Source organism: Methylocystis sp. L43, from assembly GCF_015709525.1.
Taxonomy (GTDB): domain Bacteria; phylum Pseudomonadota; class Alphaproteobacteria; order Rhizobiales; family Beijerinckiaceae; genus Methylocystis.
The window spans coordinates 1-19,273 of record NZ_JADNRA010000017.1; the positions used below are offsets into that span (position 1 = coordinate 1).

Genomic DNA, 19,273 nt, shown 5'->3' on the forward strand with positions numbered 1-19,273 from the left:
TCCGGCGCCAAAGGCACCTTGCGGGCGTGAACCTTGAGGATCTTCTCGCGGCCGATGAAATCCGGGTTCGGCACCTGGATCTGCCGGTCGAAACGGCCCGGACGCATCAGCGCCGGATCGAGCACGTCCGGACGGTTGGTCGCGGCGATCAGGATGATGCCCTCATTCGCCTCGAAGCCGTCCATCTCGACGAGCAGCTGGTTCAGCGTCTGCTCGCGCTCGTCGTTGCCGCCGCCAAGGCCGGCGCCGCGATGGCGGCCGACCGCGTCGATCTCGTCGACGAAGATGATGCAGGGCGCGTTCTTCTTCGCCTGTTCGAACATGTCGCGCACGCGCGAGGCGCCCACGCCGACGAACATTTCGACGAAGTCAGAGCCCGAGATCGAGAAGAACGGCACGCCCGCCTCGCCGGCGATGGCGCGCGCCAGCAGCGTCTTGCCGGTGCCGGGCGGTCCAACGAGCAGCACGCCGCGCGGGATGCGCCCGCCGAGCCGCTGGAACTTCTGCGGATCACGCAGGAATTCGACGATCTCCTGCAGATCTTCCTTGGCTTCGTCGACGCCGGCGACGTCCTCGAAGGTGACGCGGCCTTGGGTCTCCGTCAGCAGCTTCGCTTTCGATTTGCCAAAGCCCATCGCGCGGCCTGCGCCGCCCTGCATCTGCCGCGAAAGGAAAATCCAGACCGCGAGGAATGCGACGAGCGGCAGCGCGTTGAGAAGGAGCGTCATCAAGAAGCTGCCGCCTTCATTTGGCTTGGCGCTGATTGAGACGTTCTTCGCTTGCAGGCGCGGCACGAGATTGGCGTCGTCCGGCGCATAGGTCGTAAACGGCCGATTGTCGTTGAAGTGGCCGACGATCTCATTGCCCGCGATCGTCACGTCGTGGACGCGGCCCTGGTCTATCTGCGTCAGCAGTTCGCTATATGAAATGTCGCGGATCGGCGTGCGTTGGCCAGGCTGCTGAAATAGCATGACAAGCGCAACCACGAGCAACCCGATGATTGCCCAGAGCGCGAGGTTTCTGAAGTGTGGGTTCATGTGGGAAGCCTGTCGGGAGCCGCTCGGTCGGGCTTATCCCCCGAAGCGCTCCGGTCATGTGCTTAATTTAGGCGCACCTGGTCGCGTTGCCAAGTCTCGGAAAGCCCGTGAATCCAAGCATCGCTGCGTGGCGACTTGGCCGTTTCAGACAAGTTGGTCCCGCGAAAGCCGAATTCGCTAAGTTGAGCTTGAGCGGCGAGGCGGCGCCGGACGCAGCCGAATTCGTCCGCTATTCGCTTCAATCGAGACATCGGCAAGCGTCATTCGGACCGATCCACGCGCGGTCAGCGCAGCGGCCACTCGCGCGCTGGCGCGCTCCAAACGTTCGAGGCGAAGCACCGCCGCCGGCGCCAGACGCTGAATCGCACTCGCGAGCACGCGTAGGAGAATTTCGAGCGGCGCCTCGCACAGCGTCGCGGCGTCGAGTTCGACGCATGATGCGTCCTCTCGACGCAGCGCGCGCGCCAGCATTTCGGCGGCGCAATGCGCCAACGCGGCGTCGGCGCGCGCCGCACGCGATCCAAGCCGCAGGAGCGCGTCTCGACTGAGTCCCTGCGCGGCGAGCATGGGCGCCAGCCTGCGCAGCCGCACGCGCGCGAAGCTGTCGTCTTCGTTGGACGGGTCGCGAAAGAACGGTTGCCCTGCGCGCGCGCAGACCGCCTCCAACTCCTCTTTGCGAAAGTCGAGCAGCGGCCGTAGCAACGGGATGTCTTCGTGGCGTGCGATTTGCGCCATGCCGGCAAGACCTGCGACGCCGGAGCCGCGCGTGAGACGAAACAGGATTGTTTCGGCCTGGTCTTCCGAGTGATGCGCAAGCACGATGGCGGATGCGCCGATCCGCCGCGCGCAGGCGCTGAGCAGCGCGTAACGCGCTCGCCGCGCGCGCTCCTGCACGCGCGTCGAAGGCTTCTCGTCGTCCCAGGTCAATAAATGATGCGCGTAGCCAAGAGCGCGCGCCCAATGGCCGACTTCTTCAGCCTCCGCGCGCGCCTCATTGCGCAAGCCATGATCGACTGTGGCCACGGCGATGTGGCGCGACGCGCGTAAGGACCATTGCGCGCAAAGCAGCATCAAGGCGACCGAGTCAGGCCCTCCCGAAACCGCGAGCAGCAAGGAAGGGTAGGGCGCAATGAGATCGAGCGCGCTTTCACGACTTCCCTCGAGCGAGTCGTCGTCGATGGCGGCGCGGTCTTCCGGCTCCCTGCGCGGCATGCCTAGGGAGGGGCGCCGACCGCCGCGCGGGCGGCTAGCATTGAATCTTTTTGCTTTCGCGTTGAGCCGCTTCGCGGACACGCGTCGCCGCCTTCGGAAATTTGACGTTGATCTCGGAATAGGAGGCGCACGCCTGCTCCTTCGCGCCCATTGCGCTCAGCGACTGGCCGAGTCGCAGCAGCGCCTCTGGCGCCTGCGCCGAATCGCCGTATTTCGTCGAGATTTCCAAATATCTTTCAGCCGCCTCGCGGTGCCGTCCGCGCAAAAAGAAGCTCTCGCCCAGGTTGAACGTCGCGGCCGCGGCGAGCTTGCTCTTGCCGTTCTTCGATAAAAACGTCGAGAGCGACTTCTCCGCTTCCTCGTATTTACCGGCGCGTAACGCGCCTACCGCTTCATCATACTGCTCCTTGGGCCCCGCGACGGGCGGCGCGGCGGCGATTTCCGCTGGCGCGCTCTGGTCGCCGACAAGGCGGCCGTGGGCGATATCCAGCGGTTGGCCTGCTTCGCGCACGGGAGCGAGCGTGACCGAGCCCGACGGTCGCGCGGCGCTTTCGAGCGGCGCTGACGGTGTCGTCGTGCCGAGCGGCCGCGGCGCGCCTGGCGCAGTCGGCTGCGTCCCCGGATCAAAGGCGTCGCCGCGCTTGCCGGCCTTGGCTCCCGTCTCAGACGCCGTCTGCGCCGCGGTTGATGGAACCGTCGGCCCGCGCGGCGCAGCCTCTGAGTGTGGCTCGGACTTTGCGGCGCGCAGCTGCTCTTCCAAAAGCTGCACCCTGTGCTGCAGCTCCTCGTTTTGTCCGGTCAATCGGCGTAGCTCGCGCTCCAGCCGATCGACCCGCATCGCCGCCGCCGCGTCCGGCCCCGGTCCCGCCTCAGGACCTTCATAGATATCCGACGGCGGAACATTGTAGGTCTGAGCCTTGCGGATCTCGCCCTCTGGCCGCGGATCCCCATAGAGGTCGAACGCCTGGGCGGCGCCCGCCATGAACAAGGATAGGGTGAAGAGGAGGGCGTAGCGTGGGGACATGGTCGCGAAGGCCGGGACTTCCGCTAAAGGCGTCGCTCACTTCGACGCGGCGTGACAACGCCTTACCATAGGCGCCCTTTCGGCTAAAATTAGGCGATGGGATTATTCCGCCTCGTTTGGCTCCAAAGAATGGCGATGGCCTCGCTTGTGACGGCGGCGTGGCCGTCATGCGCCGAGTCGCTTCCGCCGGCCGAGGAGACCGGCGAATGCTCGCTCGAGGGCGCCGTTCCGGCGACCGTCGCCGCCGTGGATGAGGATTTCGAACTGCTGCTCGATGACGGCCGCTGCGCTGCTCTCGCGGGGCTCGACTTTCCGCCGCCGGAAATGGCGGAGCTGCGCGCCGCCATCCGCAGCCGTCTGTCGTCGTGGCTCTCCGGCCGAGACATATTCCTGGGCGCATTTGCTTCGACAGGGGACCGCTGGGGCCGAACGCCGGCGAGAATTTACGCAAGCTCGGTCGAGGGAGGGGCGGCGCCCCTTGCGTCCGTGGCGGCCGCGCTGCTCTCGGCTGGCGAGGCGCGCTTTCGTCCGGATCCGACCGCCGCGGCCTGCGCCAAAGCGTATTTGGCCGCCGAAGCCCGGGCGCGCGATACGGGCGTCGGACTTTGGTCACGACCGGAGTTACGCCCGATCGACGCGTCCGCGCCCGGCGCAGTGGACGATCTGAAGCGGCGTAAGGGAATGATTGTCGTCGTCGGCGCGATCCGCTCGGTAGGCGAGTCGCGGCGCGCTTTCTACCTTAATTTTGGCGACAAATGGCGCGATAGCTTTACCGTCGTGATTCTGCGGCGCAATTTGGCTATATTCGGGCAAATCGAGCCCCGCTCGCTCGTTGGGCGGCGAGCGCGCGTACGAGGGCTTATTGAGACCGGGGCTCGCATCGAAATCGCTACGCCAGCCGAGATCGAATTTCTTGACGGCGTCGCCTCTCATTAGGCGGATGGCGCTCTCCCTGCTGGCTGTCATCGGCTTGGCGATTGGAGGCTGCGCGGAGCTCGAGCGGCAAGGACAGATCTTTACCGCCCCCTTGCCTCCGACGCGCCCGGCTGGGCCGCGAACCGATAATCGCAGCACGGTTCAGCATAAGGAGCTCGTCGCCCAATTCGGCGGCGAATATGAGGCCCCGGCTGCGGAGCACTACCTTGATGGCATTCTCGCCAAGCTGGCGACCGTCAGCGATACGCCCGGCCAGCCAACCTACAAGGTGACGATTCTCAACACGCCCGTCGTCAACGCCTTTGCGCTGCCCTCCGGCAATCTTTACGTGACGCGCGGACTGCTGGCGCTTGCCGGCGACGCTTCGGAGGCGGCGGCGGTCATGGCGCACGAAATCGCCCATGTCTCCTTGCGCCACAGCGCCCTTCGCGCCGAACGCGAGCGCGAGGCGGCGATCATCTCGCAAGCCGCGGCGGTGATTCAGAACCGTCAGAAAGGCGACGAGGTGCGTTCCAGTCAGCGGCTCTCCGTCGCGAGCTTCTCCCGTCAGCAGGAACTCGACGCCGATTCCGCCGGCGTGCGCGTCATCGCCCGAGCCGGCTTCGACCCTTATGGCGCTTCGCGCTTCCTGACGGCGCTGGGTCGGTCCGCGGATTTGCGCGCGGCGCTCTACGGCAAGAAGAAGTCGCTCGACTTCGACATTATGTCGACGCATCCCTCCACCCCCGACCGCATCTCCAAGGCTGTCGCTGCGGCGCGACAAATTGGAGCGCCAGGGATCGGCGTCGCCGACCGCAGCGGCTATCTCGAGGCCATCAAGGGCGTCGCGTTCGGCGACGATCCCATGGAAGGCTACGTTCGCGACCGCAAATTCACCCATCCGCGACTGCGCTTCGCCTTCATCGCGCCTGAGGGCTTTCTTCTGGAAAATTCCAACGAAGCGGTATTCGGTGTGCGCGAAGCCGACAATGAAGCCTTGCGGCTCGACAGCGTGCGCCTGCCGTCGGACGAGAATCTTGAAGCCTATGTCGGCTCCGGCTGGGTCGACGGCCTGCTTCCTTCCTCCGTGCGCAAGATCGACATCAACGGGCTCCCCGCCGTCATCGCCGTCGCTCGGGCGGGGGAATGGAATTTCCGGCTGGCGGTGATCCGGTCGGGCGAGTTTCTCTACCGCCTGATTTTTGCAGCGCGCAAACTGAGCGACGAGGCCGACGCGCTGTTCATGGAGTCAATCAGATCCTTCCGCCGGCTCGGCCCCGATGAAACCACTGACGCCCGGCCCTTGAGGATTGCGATCGCCGTCGCCGCCCCAGGCGACACGATCGAAACGATGGCCTCACGGATGGTGGTGCCTAACAGGCCCGTCGAACACTTCATGCTTCTCAACGGGCTGTCCCCCGGCGACGCCCTTACCGCCGGCGAACATTACAAAATCGTAACCGAGTGACGGTCGGTATTTGCTCGCTTTGGGAACAACTGCCGCGTCTGGCGGTTATCCCAGCAAGGCAAATCTTGGCGCGCGGACTCCCACCATTAGTGGCGGATAGCCGCGTATGGAGGGCGTCATGGCTTATATGCCTGGACTGGGGCGCGAATTAATTAAGGCTGCGGCCGAGGCGCCCTTTCTAGAACGCGAGGAAGAAAAGCAGCTCGCCATCGCATGGCGTGAGCGGGGCGACTCCACAGCGCTTCATAAACTCGCCGCCGCACATATGCGCCTCGTCATCGCGCTGTCGGCGAAGTTTAGACATTACGGATTGCCGCTCTCGGATCTCGTGCAGGAAGGCCACGTCGGACTCTTGGAGGCCGCGGCGCGGTTCGCGCCGGAGCGAGACGTGCGCTTCTCCACCTATGCGACATGGTGGATCAGAGCGTCGATCCAGGATTACGTATTGCGCAACTGGTCGATCGTGCGGGGCGGAACGAGTTCGTCGCAAAAGGCGCTGTTCTTCAATTTGCGTCGCCTGCGTGCGCGGTTGGCGCGCGAAAATCACGGCGCGAGTTCAGTCGACACCTATCAGACGATCGCAAATGCGATCGGCGTTTCGCGGGCCGACGTGGAGATGATGGATTCGCGTCTATCGGGCTCCGACGTGTCGCTGAACGCCCAGCTCGTCGACGACGATACGTCCGGCTCCGCGCAGAGGATGGATTTTCTCGTCGACGAGAAGCCGCTCCCCGACGAAGTCGTCGAGGAGACTCTGGATTCCGATCGGCGCGCGCGCTGGCTTAAGGATGCCCTGACCATTCTCTCCGAGCGCGAGTTGCGCATCGTGCGCGAGCGTCGGCTGGCGGAAAATCTGGTGACGCTTGAGACGCTGGGCGATCGCCTTGGTATTTCCAAGGAGCGGGTGCGGCAGATCGAAAGTCGCGCGCTCATCAAGTTGAGGCGCGCGCTGTCGCGGATGCAAGAAACGACGACGTCCGACGAGCCCGCAAGAGTGTAACGAAAAACCCCGGAAGTCGCTTCCGGGGTTTTTGTTGTCTGATGAGAGTAGGTTTCGAAAAGAACCCGCTTGTTTTGAGCGATTCCTATCGATCACATGATTCGATGTGATCGGAAGCGAACTAGGCGGCTCGGTCCACGTCAGCCTCATCCCCGCCATCGTCGCCCGTATCCCCGTCCGCCTTCGGCCCGCGGCGGGGGCCCTTCAGCAGAAAGGACTCGATCAACTTCAACGATTCCGAATCGATGAGCTTGCGCACGGCGGCGACTTCACGCGCCATGCGATCCAAGGCGGCTTCGTAAAGCTGGCGCTCCGAATATGACTGCTCGGGCTGAGTGTCGGACCGGTACAGGTCGCGGACCACCTCGGCGATGGTGATGAGATCGCCCGAGTTGATCTTCGCCTCGTATTCTTGAGCGCGGCGCGACCACATGGTGCGCTTGACGCGGGCGCGGCCGCTCAGCGTCTGCAGCGCCCGCTCAACGACGGCCGTTTCGGCGAGCTTGCGCATGCCGACGCTGACGACTTTGCTGGTAGGCACTTTGAGGGTCATCTTGTCCTTGATGAAGCTCACGACAAAGAGCTCCAGGCTGAAGCCCGCGACTTCCTGCGTCTCGACGCCGACGATCTGCCCGACGCCATGCGCGGGGTAGACGATGTATTCGTTGAGTTTGAAGCCAGGCTTGGCCGACGGCGTCGTGGGCTTCGGCTTGGCCGGCGCGCCGGGCATCGGCGCACGACTAGGCATACCGCGTTCAATCGGCGCCGAGGTCTCCTGAGAGGGAGCTGCGGGCGGCGCCGCGACCATTTGTTCCACCAATTTCGACTCCGTTTCCACCGCGGGACGCGGCTTTGCCGCCGCAGGCGCGACTGGCGCCGCCGGCTTCTGCTGCTCGACGGGCTTGCCCGCCGACTGCTTGGCCGCTGTCGCCGCTTGGGCGGGCTTCGCCGCCGCGGTCTTGCTGGCCGCAATGGGGTTCGCCGCCGGCGTCTTCGCGCTGGCGCTCACCTTTTCCACCGCCGTTTTGGCAGCCTTCGCGGCCACGGCGCGCTTCGTCACGGTCTTGCCTGCGACCGCGGTCTTGGCGCTCGACTTGGCCAGCGGCTTAGCGGCGGGGACGCGGGTGACGCTGCGAGGGCTCGCCGCCGTTCGACGCGTCGCCGCAGCGCGCGCCGGGGTCTTGGCGGTCTTGTCCTTCGCAGTCGATTCCTTCGCGGTCGATTTCGATTTCGTCGTCGTTGTTTTGGCTGTCATCGTTCTCGCGGCTTTTGCGGAGGTTTTTGCGCTCGCTTTCCGGCTCGAAGCGGCGGCGGCGCGCGCAGGCTTTCCCGCCGAGGCGGAGCGGCTGGCCGGCTTCTTCGAAGTCGAACTCTTCGCTGCGGCGGTTTTCGTCGCGCCGCTCTTGGCGGCTCGCTTCGCGAGCGTTTTGGAGCGAGCGGCCGAGCCCTTGGCGCGCGCTGCGGTGGAGGCAGTCGCAGGCGACTTTTTCTCGGTTTTGTTGGAGGGCATACGCGGGCTACTCCTATGCTGTCCCGCTGTGGAGACGGGACCATCGCTGCCTGACGAATCGCGCGCGCCGTCGGCGAAAAAGCCGCGGCGGCGCCGCGAAGGCGGCTGGTGGAAACCTTGCTAGCGCCGCATACCCAACAGACGGCCAAGCGGCCGGCCCTCGAGAAAGAGAGGCTTCGAATTCGTCGCGAGACGGTGACTGGCGCCGCATCGCCCTTCGACAAGGCGTGCATTTAGTGTGTGATTTATAACACGCCGAAGCGTGAAAATCAAAGGCATATGCGCGCGAGCGGCGCCCGGGCTGAGGCCGCGAACTACGCTAACATATTATAGCTTCAGACTTTTTAAATAAATTAAGGATGTGGAAAGCCATCCTACGCAAGTTAGGCGCCAGATTGGCGCTGAACGCCGTTCAGTCTCCCTCGCCAGCCTCGGGCGAAAAGAACTGCTCGAATTTGCCCGGCTTGCCGTCCCATTCCTTGGCGTCCGAAGGCGGTTCCCGCTTGATGGTGATATTGGGCCAGTTCTGCGCCATCTCGGCGTTAAGCTGCAGCCACTGTTCGAGATTCTCTTCCGTATCGGGCTTGATGGCGTTTGCCGGGCATTCGGGTTCGCAGACGCCGCAGTCGATGCACTCGTCCGGATGGATCACCAGCATATTCTCGCCTTCGTAGAAACAGTCCACCGGACACACTTCAACGCAGTCCATATACTTGCACTTGATGCAGTTTTCCGTGACGACATAAGTCATAAGGGTGATCTCTCCCGCGACCTTGCCGCTTGCTAGCTTTTTTGCCAGCGTCACGCAAGGCGAGCAGAACGAGGGGCGCGTCAGAGATATAATTGCGCTTGCAACCCACAAGGTCAGCAAATGGTCGAAACAATAAATTCGCCCGCGACGACCGCGATCAGCCGGCAGGCGCTGACGGCCCGCGCCTTGCTGCTTGGCGAGCGGATCGACACCGACGGGCTCGAACGGGCGGATCTCGTTTCTACGGCGCCTCTCGCGTTTCACGCCGGGCAGAGCGGATTCGCCGTGCTCTACCGCTTCGGGGTCGCCGTTCTCTTCGGCCTTTCGCCGCTCGAGGAGGATGAGATCGTCCAAAAGATCGGCCTTCGCGTAGCGGGCGCGTCGCGGGGCGATGACGAGACGTTGATCATCGAAGCGACTCCCGACGGCGAGGAGAAGGCGCTGCCGGACGGACGCCTCGCGGTAAAGGACCTTTCCGAAGCGCGGTTGTTGGTGATCGCCGACGTCTTGGCGAAAAGCGTCGCCCTGGGGCGTGACGAGCGCCGCGTCAACGCCGTTTTCGACACGATCGAGCCCTTCGCCGCCGAACTTGCGGCGAGGGGCAGCCCGCCATGGAAGCGCAAATCCATGTTGGAGCTCATGGGTCAGACTCTGCTCGTGCGGCACCGCGTGTCAGGCCGCGTCGCCGTCGACGACAAGCCGGATGTGCTTTGGGATCGGCCTGACCTCGAAAGGCTCTATGCGCGTCTCGAGGATGAGTACGAACTTACGCCGCGGGCGCGCACGCTGAACGCCAAGATCGATGTGATTGGCGAGACCGCCCGCGCGCTGACCGATCTCATCGACGCGGCGCGCTCGGTTCGGCTGGAGTGGACGATCATCATATTGATCGCGATGGAGATCGTCCTCACCCTGTTCCAGATGTGGGTCGCGCGCATGAGCTGAGCGCGTCTTCGACGTCGCGCAGCGGCGTTTCGCCAGCGATCCATTCGAAACTCGGGAGCTGGTGTCGCGCGAAGGTGAACTGACGCTTGGCGTAACGGCGCGTATCGAGCTGACTGCGCAAAATCGCTTCCGCAAGCGTCAGTCGACCCTCGAGATACGCGATGAGGTGGGGCACGCCATGCGCACGCATCGCCGGCAGCGACGGATCGAGTCCCCGCGCCTTAAGCGCCGCGACCTCGTCGAGCGCGCCCGTTTGCGTCATCCTCTCGAAGCGCGCGTCGATGCGCGCGTAAAGCGTCTCCCGCTCGGGCGCGAGGAAAAAGGCCGCGCATTCTGACTCCTTCAAAATCGGCGGGCTGCGCGGACCTTGAAAGGAAACGAGCGGCTTGCCTGTCGCCTCCAGGACTTCCAAAGCCCGCAACAGCCGCTGCGGATCGGTTTTGCGCAGCACGGCGGCCGTTGCGGGGTCGCGCGCGGCAAGTTCGGCATGAAGCTGCTGCGCGGTCTTGTCCTGCGCCCAGGCGCGCATCGTTTCCCGCACGTCGCCGGGAACGGCGGGAATGTCTGAAAGCCCGTAAAGCGCGGCTCGGAAATACATTCCCGTGCCGCCGACGAGAATCGGCGTCAATTCGCGCGCATCGAGGTCGTGTAGAACGCGTGCGAGATCCTCGAGCCAGCGTCCGACGGAATAGTTCGTCGCCGCATCGACGTGGCCAAAGAGAAGATGCGGCGCGGCGGCTTCCTCCTCGATCGTCGGGCGCGCGGTGACGATCCGCAGGTCGCGATAGACCTGCATCGAATCGGCGTTGACCACCGCGCCGCGCCGGCGGCGCGCGAGGTCGAGCGCGAGCGCGGACTTGCCCGAAGCGGTTGGACCTGCAATGAGAATGGCGCGTGCGCGCATGGCGCTATTGCCGCTGAAACGGTGGAGATGTCAAAGCCCATCGAGTACGTCGCAACCTTCGTCGCCGGACGGGGCGCGGCGCTCAACGAACGCGCAGTGTCGGGCGCGCTATACGACGCTGGATTGATCGACGCGGGGCGCGACTGGCTCGCGCCCGATCATGCCGTTGACGTTTTCCTGTCGGGGGCGGGGCATGACCTTGCCGACTTGCGCGCGCGGCTGCAGGTTGCGGTCGCGGACGATCCGATCGACGTCATCGTTCAGCCGACGACGGGGCGGCGCAAGAAACTGCTGGTCGCCGACATGGATTCGACCATGATCGGGCAGGAGTGCATCGACGAGCTTGCTGACCTCGTCGGCTTGCGCGAGCATGTCGCGGCGATCACCGAGCGCGCAATGCGCGGCGAGGTTGCGTTCGAAGGCGCCTTGCGGGAGCGCGTCGCGCTGCTGGCTGGCGTGACTCTGGCGCAGGTCGAATCCCTGCTGACGCGCATCACGCTGACGCCCGGCGCGCGACAGCTTGTGGGCGCGATGCGGGCGCATGGCGCCCATACGGCGCTTGTATCTGGCGGCTTCACGCAATTCACAGAGCCCGTCGCTGAGCGCATCGGCTTTCATGAGACGCGCGCCAATCATCTTGAAATTGCTGACGGCGCGCTGACCGGCGCGATCGTTGCGCCGATCCTGGGAAGCGAAGCCAAGCGCGCGGCGCTTGTCGAACTGCGCGAGGCGCGAGGGCTGTCGCGAGACGCGACGCTGGCGGTGGGCGACGGCGCCAATGATCTCGAGATGCTGCGCGAGGCGGGTCTGGGCGTCGCCTTTCACGCCAAGCCGAAAGTGGCGCAGGCGGCGGATGCGCGCGTCGACCATGCCGATCTGACGGCGCTGCTGTATGCGCAGGGGTATCGGCGCGAGGAGTTTGTTGAGTGACAGCGCGCTCCTTGGCCATCCTCGCGTTTCGCAGGAGGGCGCGCTAACGATCGGCGCGGCGAGGTGAAGTCCCTCTCCCGCCGCAGGCGGAAGAGGGTTGTGGTCACTCCACCGGCAACGCGACGAAATGCGCGTCGCCCTGGCCGTTCGCGACGATCAGCAGCGCAGTCTTCTTGCCCGCGCCTTTCAGGCTCTTGATTTTCTTGAGCACATCCGCCGGGTCGCTCACCGCTTCCTGATTGACCTCAAGCAGCACCTCGCCCGCCTGCAGGCGTTTCTCGGCCGCCTCCGAGCGCGGATCGACGGCGGTGATGACAACGCCGCCCTTAACGGTGTCCTTGATCTGATAGCGCGTCCTCAACGCATCTGAGAGACGCGACAATTCCAGCCCCAGCACGCTCTGCGAGGAGCCGTCGCCGCCGCTTTCGGACTTCTCCTTGTCGCCGCCGTCCTTCGACGCGACCTTCTCACCGTCCTCAAGACGGCCGAGCTTGACGATCTTGGTCTGCTCCTTGCCGCTGCGCACCACGACGAGTTCGACATCCTTGCCGACCGGGGTCGCCGCGACGAGCTTGGGCAAATCGCGCGACTCCTTGATCGGCTTGCCGTCGAATTTGACGATCACGTCGCCGACCTTCAGCCCCGCCGGCTTAGACGGGCCCTTATCGTCGACGCCGGCGACGAGCGCGCCGCGCGTCGCGCCGAGGTTGAGCGTTTCAGCGATGGCGTCGTCAATATTTTGAATCCGGACCCCGAGCCAGCCGCGACGGGTCTCGCCGAATGCCTGCAACTGCTCGATGACGGGCTCCACGGTATTCGCCGGCGTCGCGAAACCGATGCCGACCGAGCCGCCCGACGGCGACAGGATCGCTGTATTGATGCCGATGACTTCGCCGTCCATGTTGAACAGCGGTCCGCCGGAATTCCCCTTGTTGATGGAGGCGTCGGTCTGAATGTAGTTGTCGTATGGACCGCTATCGATGTTGCGGTTGCGCGCCGAAACGATGCCGGCCGTCACCGAGCCGCCGAGGCCGAACGGGTTGCCGACGGCGAGCACCCAGTCGCCCACTTTCGCCTTGTCGCTGTCGCCGAATTTGACCGCTTTCAGCGGCTTTTCCGGCTTCACCTTCAGAACCGCGACGTCCACTTTCTGGTCCTTGCCCAGGACTTCCGCCTTGAGTTTCTGGCCGTCGTTGAGGATCACCGTCACCTCATTGGCGTCGGCGATGACATGGTTGTTAGTGATCACGATGCCGGAGGGATCGATCACGAAACCGGAGCCGAGCGAACTCGACCTGCGCTGCCGCGGCATTTCCGGCATTCCCTGGCCACGCCGCCGGAAGAACTCCTCAAAGAGATCGTCGAAGGGCGCGCCCGGTCCGACTCCAGGCGGCAGGGCGGGGCCGTCGTTACGAGAGCTGCGTTTCGCATCCACCGTGGTGGCGGAAATATTGACCACGGCGTCCGAGACCTGGGTGGAGAGTTCCGAAAGCGAATCGGGACCTTTCGCCTGTGCGGGAGCGACGACGAGGTAGAGTGCAGGCGCGGTCGCGAGGATCGTTCTCGCGGCGCGACGAAGTGCGGACGTCATGCGTTATGTCTCCTGTCGAGGGACAAGTATGCCCGGGCGCGGCTCAACGCTCGCGCTTGCGGGTCATTTTTTTAGGTTTCGCTCCGGTTCCGATTGTTCCGCGCTCGGCGCGGCGCTCGCCTCCGGAGCTGAGAAAAAACGGAAGAATTCCGAACGCGGACTGATCAGGAAGCGCGTCTCCCCCGGCTTGAAAGCGCTCTCATAGGCTTGCATCGACCGATAGAAAGCGAAGAAGTCGGGATCCCGGCCAAAAGCTTCGGCGAAGATGCGGTTGCGCTCGGCGTCGCCTTCGCCCTTCATCTGGTCGGCCTTCTGTTGCGCTTCGGCTTTCAGCACAACGACGTCGCGATCGGCCTTGGCGGTGATTTTTTGCGCCTGCTCCGAACCTTGGGCGCGGTATTCGGCGGCCTCGCGCTGGCGCTCAGTCTGCATGCGCCCGAAAACCTTTTCAGAGATCTGCTGCGGGAGATCGACGCGGCGAATGCGCGCGTCGACGACCTGCACGCCGAACTTCCGCGCCTCGCGGTCCGCCTGCTCCTTGATCTTCACCATCAACCCGGCCCGCTCGTCGCGCACGATCTGCTGCTGGTTGGCTTCGCTCAGCACGCGTCGGACGGCGGAGTTCAACACCGAACCCAGCTGATTGTTCGCGCCCATGACGCTGTTAACGGTCTGATAGAACCGCAACGCGTCGACGATGCGATAGCGGATAAAGCTGTCGACCTCGAGTCGCTGATTGTCGGCGGCGAGAACTTCCAGATTCGGGCTTTCAACGTCGAGAATGCGGTTGTCGAAGGTGACGACATTCTCGACAAGCGGAAACTTGAAGTGGAGGCCAGGCTCGGTGATCAGTCCCCGCCCGGCCACAGGTTCGCCAAACCGCAGCACCACCGCCTGTTCGGTTTGTGAAACGGTGAAGAGGGCGCCGCCGACGGCGATGACGCCGATAAGCAGCGCGACGGCGAGCGCGAAGAGAAGGCCGGACCTCATTTGCGGCCTCCTTGGAAGGGCGTAAAGGCGGGCAGGGGCACGAAGGGCGTCACGCCGGCGCCGCCTTTCGATGAATCGTCGAGAATGACTTTCTCTGAGCCGCCCAGCACGCGCTCCATGGTTTCGAGATAGAGACGCTGCCGGGTGATCGTCGGCGCGTTTTTATATTGAGCGTAAATCTGCTCGAAACGCGACGCCTGGCCGCGCGCCTCCGCGACGATCTGTTCGCGGTAGGCCTCGGCCTCCTGCAGAATGCGGGCGGCGCCGCCGCGCGCTTCCGGAACGACTCGGTTGGCGTAAGCTTCGGCCTCATTGCCGAGACGCTGCAAATCCTGCTGGGCGGCGGTCACGTCGCGAAAAGCCGCGATCACCTGCTGCGGCGGATCGACCGACAGCAAGAGCACCTGCAGCACCAGCACGCCGGCGTGATATTCGTCGAGCACCTTCTGCATCAACGCCTGACTGGCGGGCTCGATCAACTTGCGGTCGGCAGTCAGAATCTTTTGAATTCGAGTCTGACCAACGATCTCGCGCATGGCGCTTTCGGCCACGGCCTTCACGGTTCCGGCCTGATTGGCGACGTTGAAGGCGTAATCTTCCGGCTTCGCCGGATCAATTTGCCAAATGACGCGAAACTTGACGTCGGCGATGTTCTCATCGCTGGTCAGCATCAGGCTTTCTTCAGGCGCTTCCGGCCCTCGAGGCGCGGTGACCGACCCCCGGCGACGCCCATCCGAGACGACGTTCGGCTCTTCGCGGAAACCGACGTCGGTGATGTTACGGTCGGTAACCGCAAGCTTCACAACCGATCCGATCGGACCCGGAAGATTATAGTTCAGGCCCGCCTGGGTCTTGCCCATATATTTGCCGAAGATCAGATTGAGGCCGATCTCATTGGGTCCGACGGTGTAAAGCCCGGAGAGCAGCCAGGCGAGCACGGCGACCAGCACGAGTATCGCGAGCCCGCGTCCGCCGAATCCGCTCGGCAGAATCTGTTTCAGACCTTCCTGGCTGCGGCGCAGCATCTCCTCGAGGTCCGGCGGCTGCCCGCCGGAGCCCTGTCCCCAGGGACCACCCGGCTGTCCCCAGGGATTGTTATTTTGATTGCGCGGCCCGCCTTGATCGCTCCAGGGCATGTCGTCTCGCATAAAGAGGAATGGGCGGCGCTCGCGCCGCGTTTGGCAATGTTATAGGCATTCGCGGGCGCTGCGGCAATGACGCGCCGGTTAGCGCTCGTGCAGAGGAGAGGCGCATGATTCGCGATTACACCAATATCGCGGCCAATGAGCGGACCTTCCTCGCTTGGGTTCGAACAGGCATTGCGGTCATCGCTCTCGGCTTCGTCATTGAGCGATTCAATCTCTTCCTGTTGACCATCGCCGGCGCGCTAACCGTCGACGCCGAGCGACTGCACCTCCATCGTTTGGAGCATCCGGCCGGCCGTTACGGCGGCGCGGCGCTCATCGTCGCAGGCGTCATGCTGATCGTGATTTCAACGGTCCGTTTTATTCACACCGCGCGGTTGCTCGCGCGCGACGAGCCGTATACGGCGCGCGCGACGAGGGCCAGCCTGTATTTCCTCGCCGTGCTGCTGCTCACCGTCGCCGCGTTCAGCGCCTATCTCGCGATCGTGTGAAGCCACTTCGACGTTGCGGCGGAGGGCAAGCGCTCGTCTGTCCGCCGAGCGACGCGGGCGCGATTGACTGCCTGCTGGAGCCGTCGATGGGCAGGGCGGCAGAAGAATATCTGGACTGGCGGAGACGGTGGGATTCGAACCCACGATAGGGTTTCCCCTATAACGATTTAGCAAACCGTCGCCTTCAGCCTCTCGGCCACGTCTCCATGCGCCCGCATAATAAGGCGGCGCGCGAAAGACATATGCCAAAGGCCCGGCGCGATGGCAAGAGAACGCCTGTTTCGGCGTCCGCGCCGAGCGCCCTGACGCGCAAATCACGCGCGAGGCGCTCCCCGGCCCACAAGTCCGAGCGCGGTTCTCGCCAAAGCGGGCCGGCGTCGACAGGGCAATCTGCGTCGCCTCAATGAATTTGCTCGACCGCCGCGGCCATATCGGGGATCAATCGCACGCGATAGCGGGCGTTCGAGCAGGTCAGCAGCCAGACCGGCTCGTCCGGTCTGGAAGCACGCGGGTCGCGCTTGGCGGCTTGCGGCGCGTCGCAGGGGTATCCCTGGCTTCGAATATGCGCGGCGACAATGTCCGCGGCCGTGGCCTGCGCCGACGCCGGGGAAACAAACACCGACGTAAAGGGCAGAAGAACCGCCAGCCGAAATAATATCCGCATCGTCGCCTCCATCATCCGCGCAATCGCTGGCGCCCTCTCGGGGTTATAGCTCCGATAATAGCGGAGCGTCGGGACTAAAGGGCGTCGGCGAGGCGACGCGGATCCCGCGCAGATTCGCCTCGATCAGCGGCGCGATGCCAGCCACCATGACCGCGGTGCCAAGCGCATTCGGGTGCTTGCCGTCGCTCTGCATGAGCGCCGGGTGGCCGAAGACTCCGGCCAGCATGAAAGGATAGAGCGGCACCCGATTACTATGCGCGAGAGTAGGATAGATGTTGTTGAACCCAACAATATAGTTTGGTCCGTTCTTCGGCAGCGAGAGCATGCCGGCCAGCACCACGCGCGCGCCGCGCGCCTTGCAGACGCGGATGATCGCATCGAGATAGCGGTAGGTGACGCGCGGGTCGACACGATCCAGCATGTCGTTCGCGCCGAACTCGACAAGAACGAGATCTGGATTGTATCGCAGCGCCTCGTTGATGCGCGCATAGCCGTCGGAACTCGTGTCGCCGGGGTTGGAGCCGTTCCACACGACAACGTTATAGCCGTCGGCGAGCAGCCGGTGTTTGAGCTGAGCCGGAAATCCCTGCGCCTCGGTAAGGTCGAATCCGGATGTGAGGCTGTCGCCGAAGACCAACACATTCATCGGTTGCGCCAACGCTGGAGTAGCGAAGGAGGCGAGAAGGAGCGCGAGCGCGGCGAATTTCGACAATGAAGTGAACAGAATTTTTGACATGCCTCACCCCCACACGTGCCGCTCAATCTCAGCTAGGGCGACGTGACGCCTTAGCCAGCTTAGCGCCCGAGGGAGAGCAACAGGTTAAGAGAAGTCGGCAAGACCGAGTTGATGGGGAGGGCGCTGCGCCGCGGCCCCTGGATGGCGCCTCGCGAGCGAAGGGACGGCAGCGCCGGCGTGAAGGAATAGCGCCGATCACCCGGCCTCAAAACATCGCGCATGGGCGCCCGTTCTCAGATCCCTTAGCTGAGCGGTTACCGGGGAGCTGTTATTGAGATGGATGCTAATGACATTGTTGTAGAATCCAAAGCGGTAGTCAGTCTTCATCGGATAGGATTGGCCCGCCGCGACATAGAAGCAACAAGAACTGTATTGTGGATTGGCTCTCATAGAGATCGAGCAATGTACGGAATAGTTCAGCGGCGCGCACTTGAGCGCGACGTCTTTCGTGGGAAGCCCAAAATTGTTGGCGCTCATCGCCCCTGCGTCGGCGGTCTCAGCGGTCAAACTCAAGGCCGCGCACGCCGCCGCGATCACGGATAGATTTTGCATGTAAGACCTCGCAGCAGTTGCGCCTAAGACGGTAGCCACGCGCGGGCGCTCCCGAGACGGGATCCCGCTCCCGCGCCTATTCAGATAAGGCGCCGCTGACATCGACAAGCGAAATTATCGGCACAGATCGCTCCAGCCTGCCCCGTTCTATGCTAACATCGAATACGGCGCGCGCCTCGCGCCGGGCGAAACGAGCCCGAGGAGGCGACGATGGACAATCGAATATGCTCTTGCATCCCGCCGCCGGTTGGATGGAGCGTCAACCGGCAAACGCATCCTGCAATCGCTCAAGCGATCTTCGCTCTTTCCAATAACGAGCGAACGCCTGAAGCGATTTGGGAAACGCCAACGCCAGAAGAGTGGCGGAGGATTTCCGAACTCGTCGTCGAATATGTCATTGACGGTGATTTCGCCGTCGACAATGGCAAATTCGCCTGGGGACCGTTCGAAACGCTTCGCCTCTTGCCGGCGCGTCGCAAAGACTGATTGCGCGCGCATCGAAGGTCATCAAGCATCGTGGCGCGCGAGCGCGGCGACTCTCTCTGGGCGCGCGCCACGGGCGCCGATGATCAGTAGCGAGGGAACATCGGCGGTTCGAAGGGGTCGGGCTCAAAGCCGTCGAGTTCTCGCGCGAATTGGCGCCGACGCGGAACCGGAGCGCGCGACTGTCCACGCGCATTCCCCAGAATCTCTCCGCTCTCCGTGACGACCACCCAGCGACCGCCGCGTTCCTGAATGGCCATCACTCGACCAACGCCCGGCACCACTTCGCCGGGCTCGACTCCGATCATGCCCCTGTCCGATTCAATAAGGGCGGCGCCGTGATAGACGTCGCGCACCCTGTAGCCGCTGACGACTTTCGAAGCCGGCGCGATCGTCTGAACGGGCGTCATGTCGACTTTGGCGTTTTCGTTCCCGGCGGCGCGCGCAACTTTGGCCTGCCCCTTTTCGGGCACACGCGTCGCGGGCGCTGCTTTCGCCGCGACGGCGGCAGCCTGGCTTTCGACAGCGGGCGGAGGGGGGCTGGCGGCCTGCGCGCGATCGCGGTCGGCCTGTTGTTGTTTCGCCACGGCGTCGAGTCTTGCGCGCAGCTCCTGCACTTCATCTTGAAGGGCGGCGATCCGACGCTTCGACGCTTCGTCCAACACCGGGATCGCGACTTGCTGGGGCGCCGGCGCCTCAGCCTTTTGAACTGCCGTGTCCTTTGACCGGTCTGGCGCATAAAAATGCGTGGCCGCAAGTCCGGCAAGACCGATCAACGCGGCGATCAGACCATAGCGGACCGGCCGACCGCCGCGGCGGTCGATGACGATCTCCACCGGCAGTTTTGCTGGCGGGCCGTGTCTTTTCGGCTGTGGCGGCTCCGGCGGAATGATGAGGTCGTGCATGTGTAGAAACCCACCTTCGG

21 protein-coding genes and 1 tRNA gene are annotated in these 19,273 nt (G+C 64.0%); 8 read left to right on the plus strand and 14 right to left on the minus strand.

What is annotated here, in order from left to right; all coding sequences use genetic code 11:
- The 3 genes from IYX23_RS02775 to ybgF all read right to left on the minus strand — a co-directional run.
- The coding region (locus IYX23_RS02775; RefSeq protein ID WP_196398820.1) for an FtsH/Yme1/Tma family ATP-dependent metallopeptidase at nucleotides 1-1,037 on the minus strand (1,037 nt) is incomplete at its 3' end.
- 177 nt (nucleotides 1,038-1,214) lie between these two features.
- A complete protein-coding gene (tilS, locus tag IYX23_RS02780; RefSeq protein WP_196392036.1) occupies nucleotides 1,215-2,249 on the minus strand; it encodes a tRNA lysidine(34) synthetase TilS in 1,035 nt (344 codons plus the stop codon).
- Nucleotides 2,250-2,283: 34 nt separating this feature from the next.
- Entirely contained in the window at nucleotides 2,284-3,273 is a 990-nt protein-coding gene (gene ybgF / locus IYX23_RS02785) for a tol-pal system protein YbgF (protein WP_196392035.1), read from the minus strand.
- A 129-nt stretch (nucleotides 3,274-3,402) separates the two neighbouring features.
- On the opposite strand from ybgF, the gene IYX23_RS02790 reads away from it, so the two are divergent.
- The 3 genes from IYX23_RS02790 (at nucleotide 3,403) to IYX23_RS02800 (ending at nucleotide 6,656) form a co-directional block, all read left to right on the plus strand.
- Nucleotides 3,403-4,209 (plus strand): thermonuclease family protein, encoded by an 807-nt coding sequence (locus IYX23_RS02790; protein WP_246716438.1) that lies wholly within the window; start codon nucleotides 3,403-3,405, stop codon nucleotides 4,207-4,209.
- Nucleotides 4,187-5,656: a M48 family metalloprotease gene (locus tag IYX23_RS02795; RefSeq protein ID WP_196392033.1), complete on the plus strand. Its 1,470-nt coding sequence runs from the start codon at nucleotides 4,187-4,189 to the stop codon at nucleotides 5,654-5,656. The genes IYX23_RS02790 and IYX23_RS02795 overlap by 23 nt, the downstream gene beginning before the upstream one ends.
- 118 nt (nucleotides 5,657-5,774) lie before the next feature.
- On the plus strand, nucleotides 5,775-6,656 hold the full coding sequence (locus tag IYX23_RS02800; RefSeq protein ID WP_196392032.1) for an RNA polymerase factor sigma-32: 882 nt from the start codon (nucleotides 5,775-5,777) through the stop codon (nucleotides 6,654-6,656).
- Nucleotides 6,657-6,777: 121 nt separating this feature from the next.
- Here IYX23_RS02800 and IYX23_RS02805 read toward each other — a convergent pair whose 3' ends face one another.
- Nucleotides 6,778-7,665, minus strand: coding sequence for a CarD family transcriptional regulator (locus IYX23_RS02805; RefSeq protein WP_348643618.1), 888 nt, complete (start codon nucleotides 7,663-7,665; stop codon nucleotides 6,778-6,780).
- Here IYX23_RS02805 and IYX23_RS20600 point away from each other — a divergent pair.
- Nucleotides 7,628-8,290, plus strand: coding sequence for a hypothetical protein (locus IYX23_RS20600; RefSeq protein WP_196392031.1), 663 nt, complete (start codon nucleotides 7,628-7,630; stop codon nucleotides 8,288-8,290). The two genes, IYX23_RS02805 and IYX23_RS20600, sit on opposite strands and share 38 nt — an antisense overlap.
- 288 nt (nucleotides 8,291-8,578) lie before the next feature.
- Here IYX23_RS20600 and fdxA read toward each other — a convergent pair whose 3' ends face one another.
- Nucleotides 8,579-8,917 (minus strand): ferredoxin FdxA, encoded by a 339-nt coding sequence (gene fdxA, locus IYX23_RS02815; protein ID WP_123176018.1) that lies wholly within the window; start codon nucleotides 8,915-8,917, stop codon nucleotides 8,579-8,581.
- Between the two features lie 120 nt (nucleotides 8,918-9,037).
- Between fdxA and IYX23_RS02820 the strand changes: the two genes are divergently transcribed.
- Nucleotides 9,038-9,862 carry an RMD1 family protein gene (locus IYX23_RS02820; RefSeq protein ID WP_018408482.1) on the plus strand — a complete coding sequence of 275 codons (825 nt, stop codon included), beginning with the start codon at nucleotides 9,038-9,040 and terminating at the stop codon, nucleotides 9,860-9,862.
- Here the strand turns inward: IYX23_RS02820 and miaA are convergent.
- A complete protein-coding gene (gene miaA / locus IYX23_RS02825) occupies nucleotides 9,825-10,766 on the minus strand; it encodes a tRNA (adenosine(37)-N6)-dimethylallyltransferase MiaA (RefSeq protein ID WP_196392030.1) in 942 nt (313 codons plus the stop codon). The genes IYX23_RS02820 and miaA overlap by 38 nt on opposite strands.
- Before the next feature lie 27 nt (nucleotides 10,767-10,793).
- Here miaA and serB point away from each other — a divergent pair, with 27 nt between their 5' ends.
- Nucleotides 10,794-11,696, plus strand: coding sequence for a phosphoserine phosphatase SerB (gene serB / locus IYX23_RS02830; protein ID WP_196392029.1), 903 nt, complete (start codon nucleotides 10,794-10,796; stop codon nucleotides 11,694-11,696).
- 103 nt (nucleotides 11,697-11,799) lie between these two features.
- On the opposite strand, the gene IYX23_RS02835 is transcribed toward serB, so the two are convergent.
- From IYX23_RS02835 to hflK, 3 genes are all read right to left on the minus strand, one after another.
- Nucleotides 11,800-13,287: a Do family serine endopeptidase gene (locus tag IYX23_RS02835; RefSeq protein ID WP_196392028.1), complete on the minus strand. Its 1,488-nt coding sequence runs from the start codon at nucleotides 13,285-13,287 to the stop codon at nucleotides 11,800-11,802.
- Between the two features lie 63 nt (nucleotides 13,288-13,350).
- Nucleotides 13,351-14,277, minus strand: a complete 927-nt coding sequence (gene hflC, locus IYX23_RS02840) for a protease modulator HflC (RefSeq protein WP_196392027.1) — start codon at nucleotides 14,275-14,277, stop codon at nucleotides 13,351-13,353.
- Complete coding sequence (gene hflK, locus IYX23_RS02845; protein WP_246716439.1) at nucleotides 14,274-15,413, minus strand: FtsH protease activity modulator HflK; 1,140 nt, start codon at nucleotides 15,411-15,413, stop codon at nucleotides 14,274-14,276. Before hflK ends, hflC begins: the two co-directional genes overlap by 4 nt.
- 116 nt (nucleotides 15,414-15,529) lie before the next feature.
- On the opposite strand from hflK, the gene IYX23_RS02850 reads away from it, so the two are divergent.
- A complete protein-coding gene (locus IYX23_RS02850; RefSeq protein ID WP_196392025.1) occupies nucleotides 15,530-15,913 on the plus strand; it encodes a DUF202 domain-containing protein in 384 nt (127 codons plus the stop codon).
- Nucleotides 15,914-16,029: 116 nt separating this feature from the next.
- Here the strand turns inward: IYX23_RS02850 and IYX23_RS02855 are convergent.
- From IYX23_RS02855 to IYX23_RS02870, 4 genes are all read right to left on the minus strand, one after another.
- Nucleotides 16,030-16,119 (minus strand) — tRNA-Ser (locus IYX23_RS02855).
- A 194-nt stretch (nucleotides 16,120-16,313) separates the two neighbouring features.
- Nucleotides 16,314-16,577, minus strand: a complete 264-nt coding sequence (locus tag IYX23_RS02860; protein WP_196392024.1) for a hypothetical protein — start codon at nucleotides 16,575-16,577, stop codon at nucleotides 16,314-16,316.
- 43 nt (nucleotides 16,578-16,620) lie between these two features.
- The gene (locus tag IYX23_RS02865; protein ID WP_196392023.1) at nucleotides 16,621-17,313 is read right to left on the minus strand and encodes an arylesterase; all 693 of its coding nucleotides are present in this window, start codon (nucleotides 17,311-17,313) and stop codon (nucleotides 16,621-16,623) included.
- Nucleotides 17,314-17,508: 195 nt separating this feature from the next.
- Nucleotides 17,509-17,865 (minus strand): hypothetical protein, encoded by a 357-nt coding sequence (locus IYX23_RS02870; RefSeq protein WP_196392022.1) that lies wholly within the window; start codon nucleotides 17,863-17,865, stop codon nucleotides 17,509-17,511.
- A gap of 210 nt (nucleotides 17,866-18,075) precedes the next feature.
- Between IYX23_RS02870 and IYX23_RS02875 the strand changes: the two genes are divergently transcribed.
- Entirely contained in the window at nucleotides 18,076-18,351 is a 276-nt protein-coding gene (locus IYX23_RS02875; RefSeq protein ID WP_196392021.1) for a hypothetical protein, read from the plus strand.
- Nucleotides 18,352-18,434: 83 nt separating this feature from the next.
- On the opposite strand, the gene IYX23_RS02880 is transcribed toward IYX23_RS02875, so the two are convergent.
- Entirely contained in the window at nucleotides 18,435-19,253 is an 819-nt protein-coding gene (locus IYX23_RS02880; RefSeq protein WP_196392020.1) for a hypothetical protein, read from the minus strand.
- Nucleotides 19,254-19,273 lie beyond the last annotated feature (20 nt).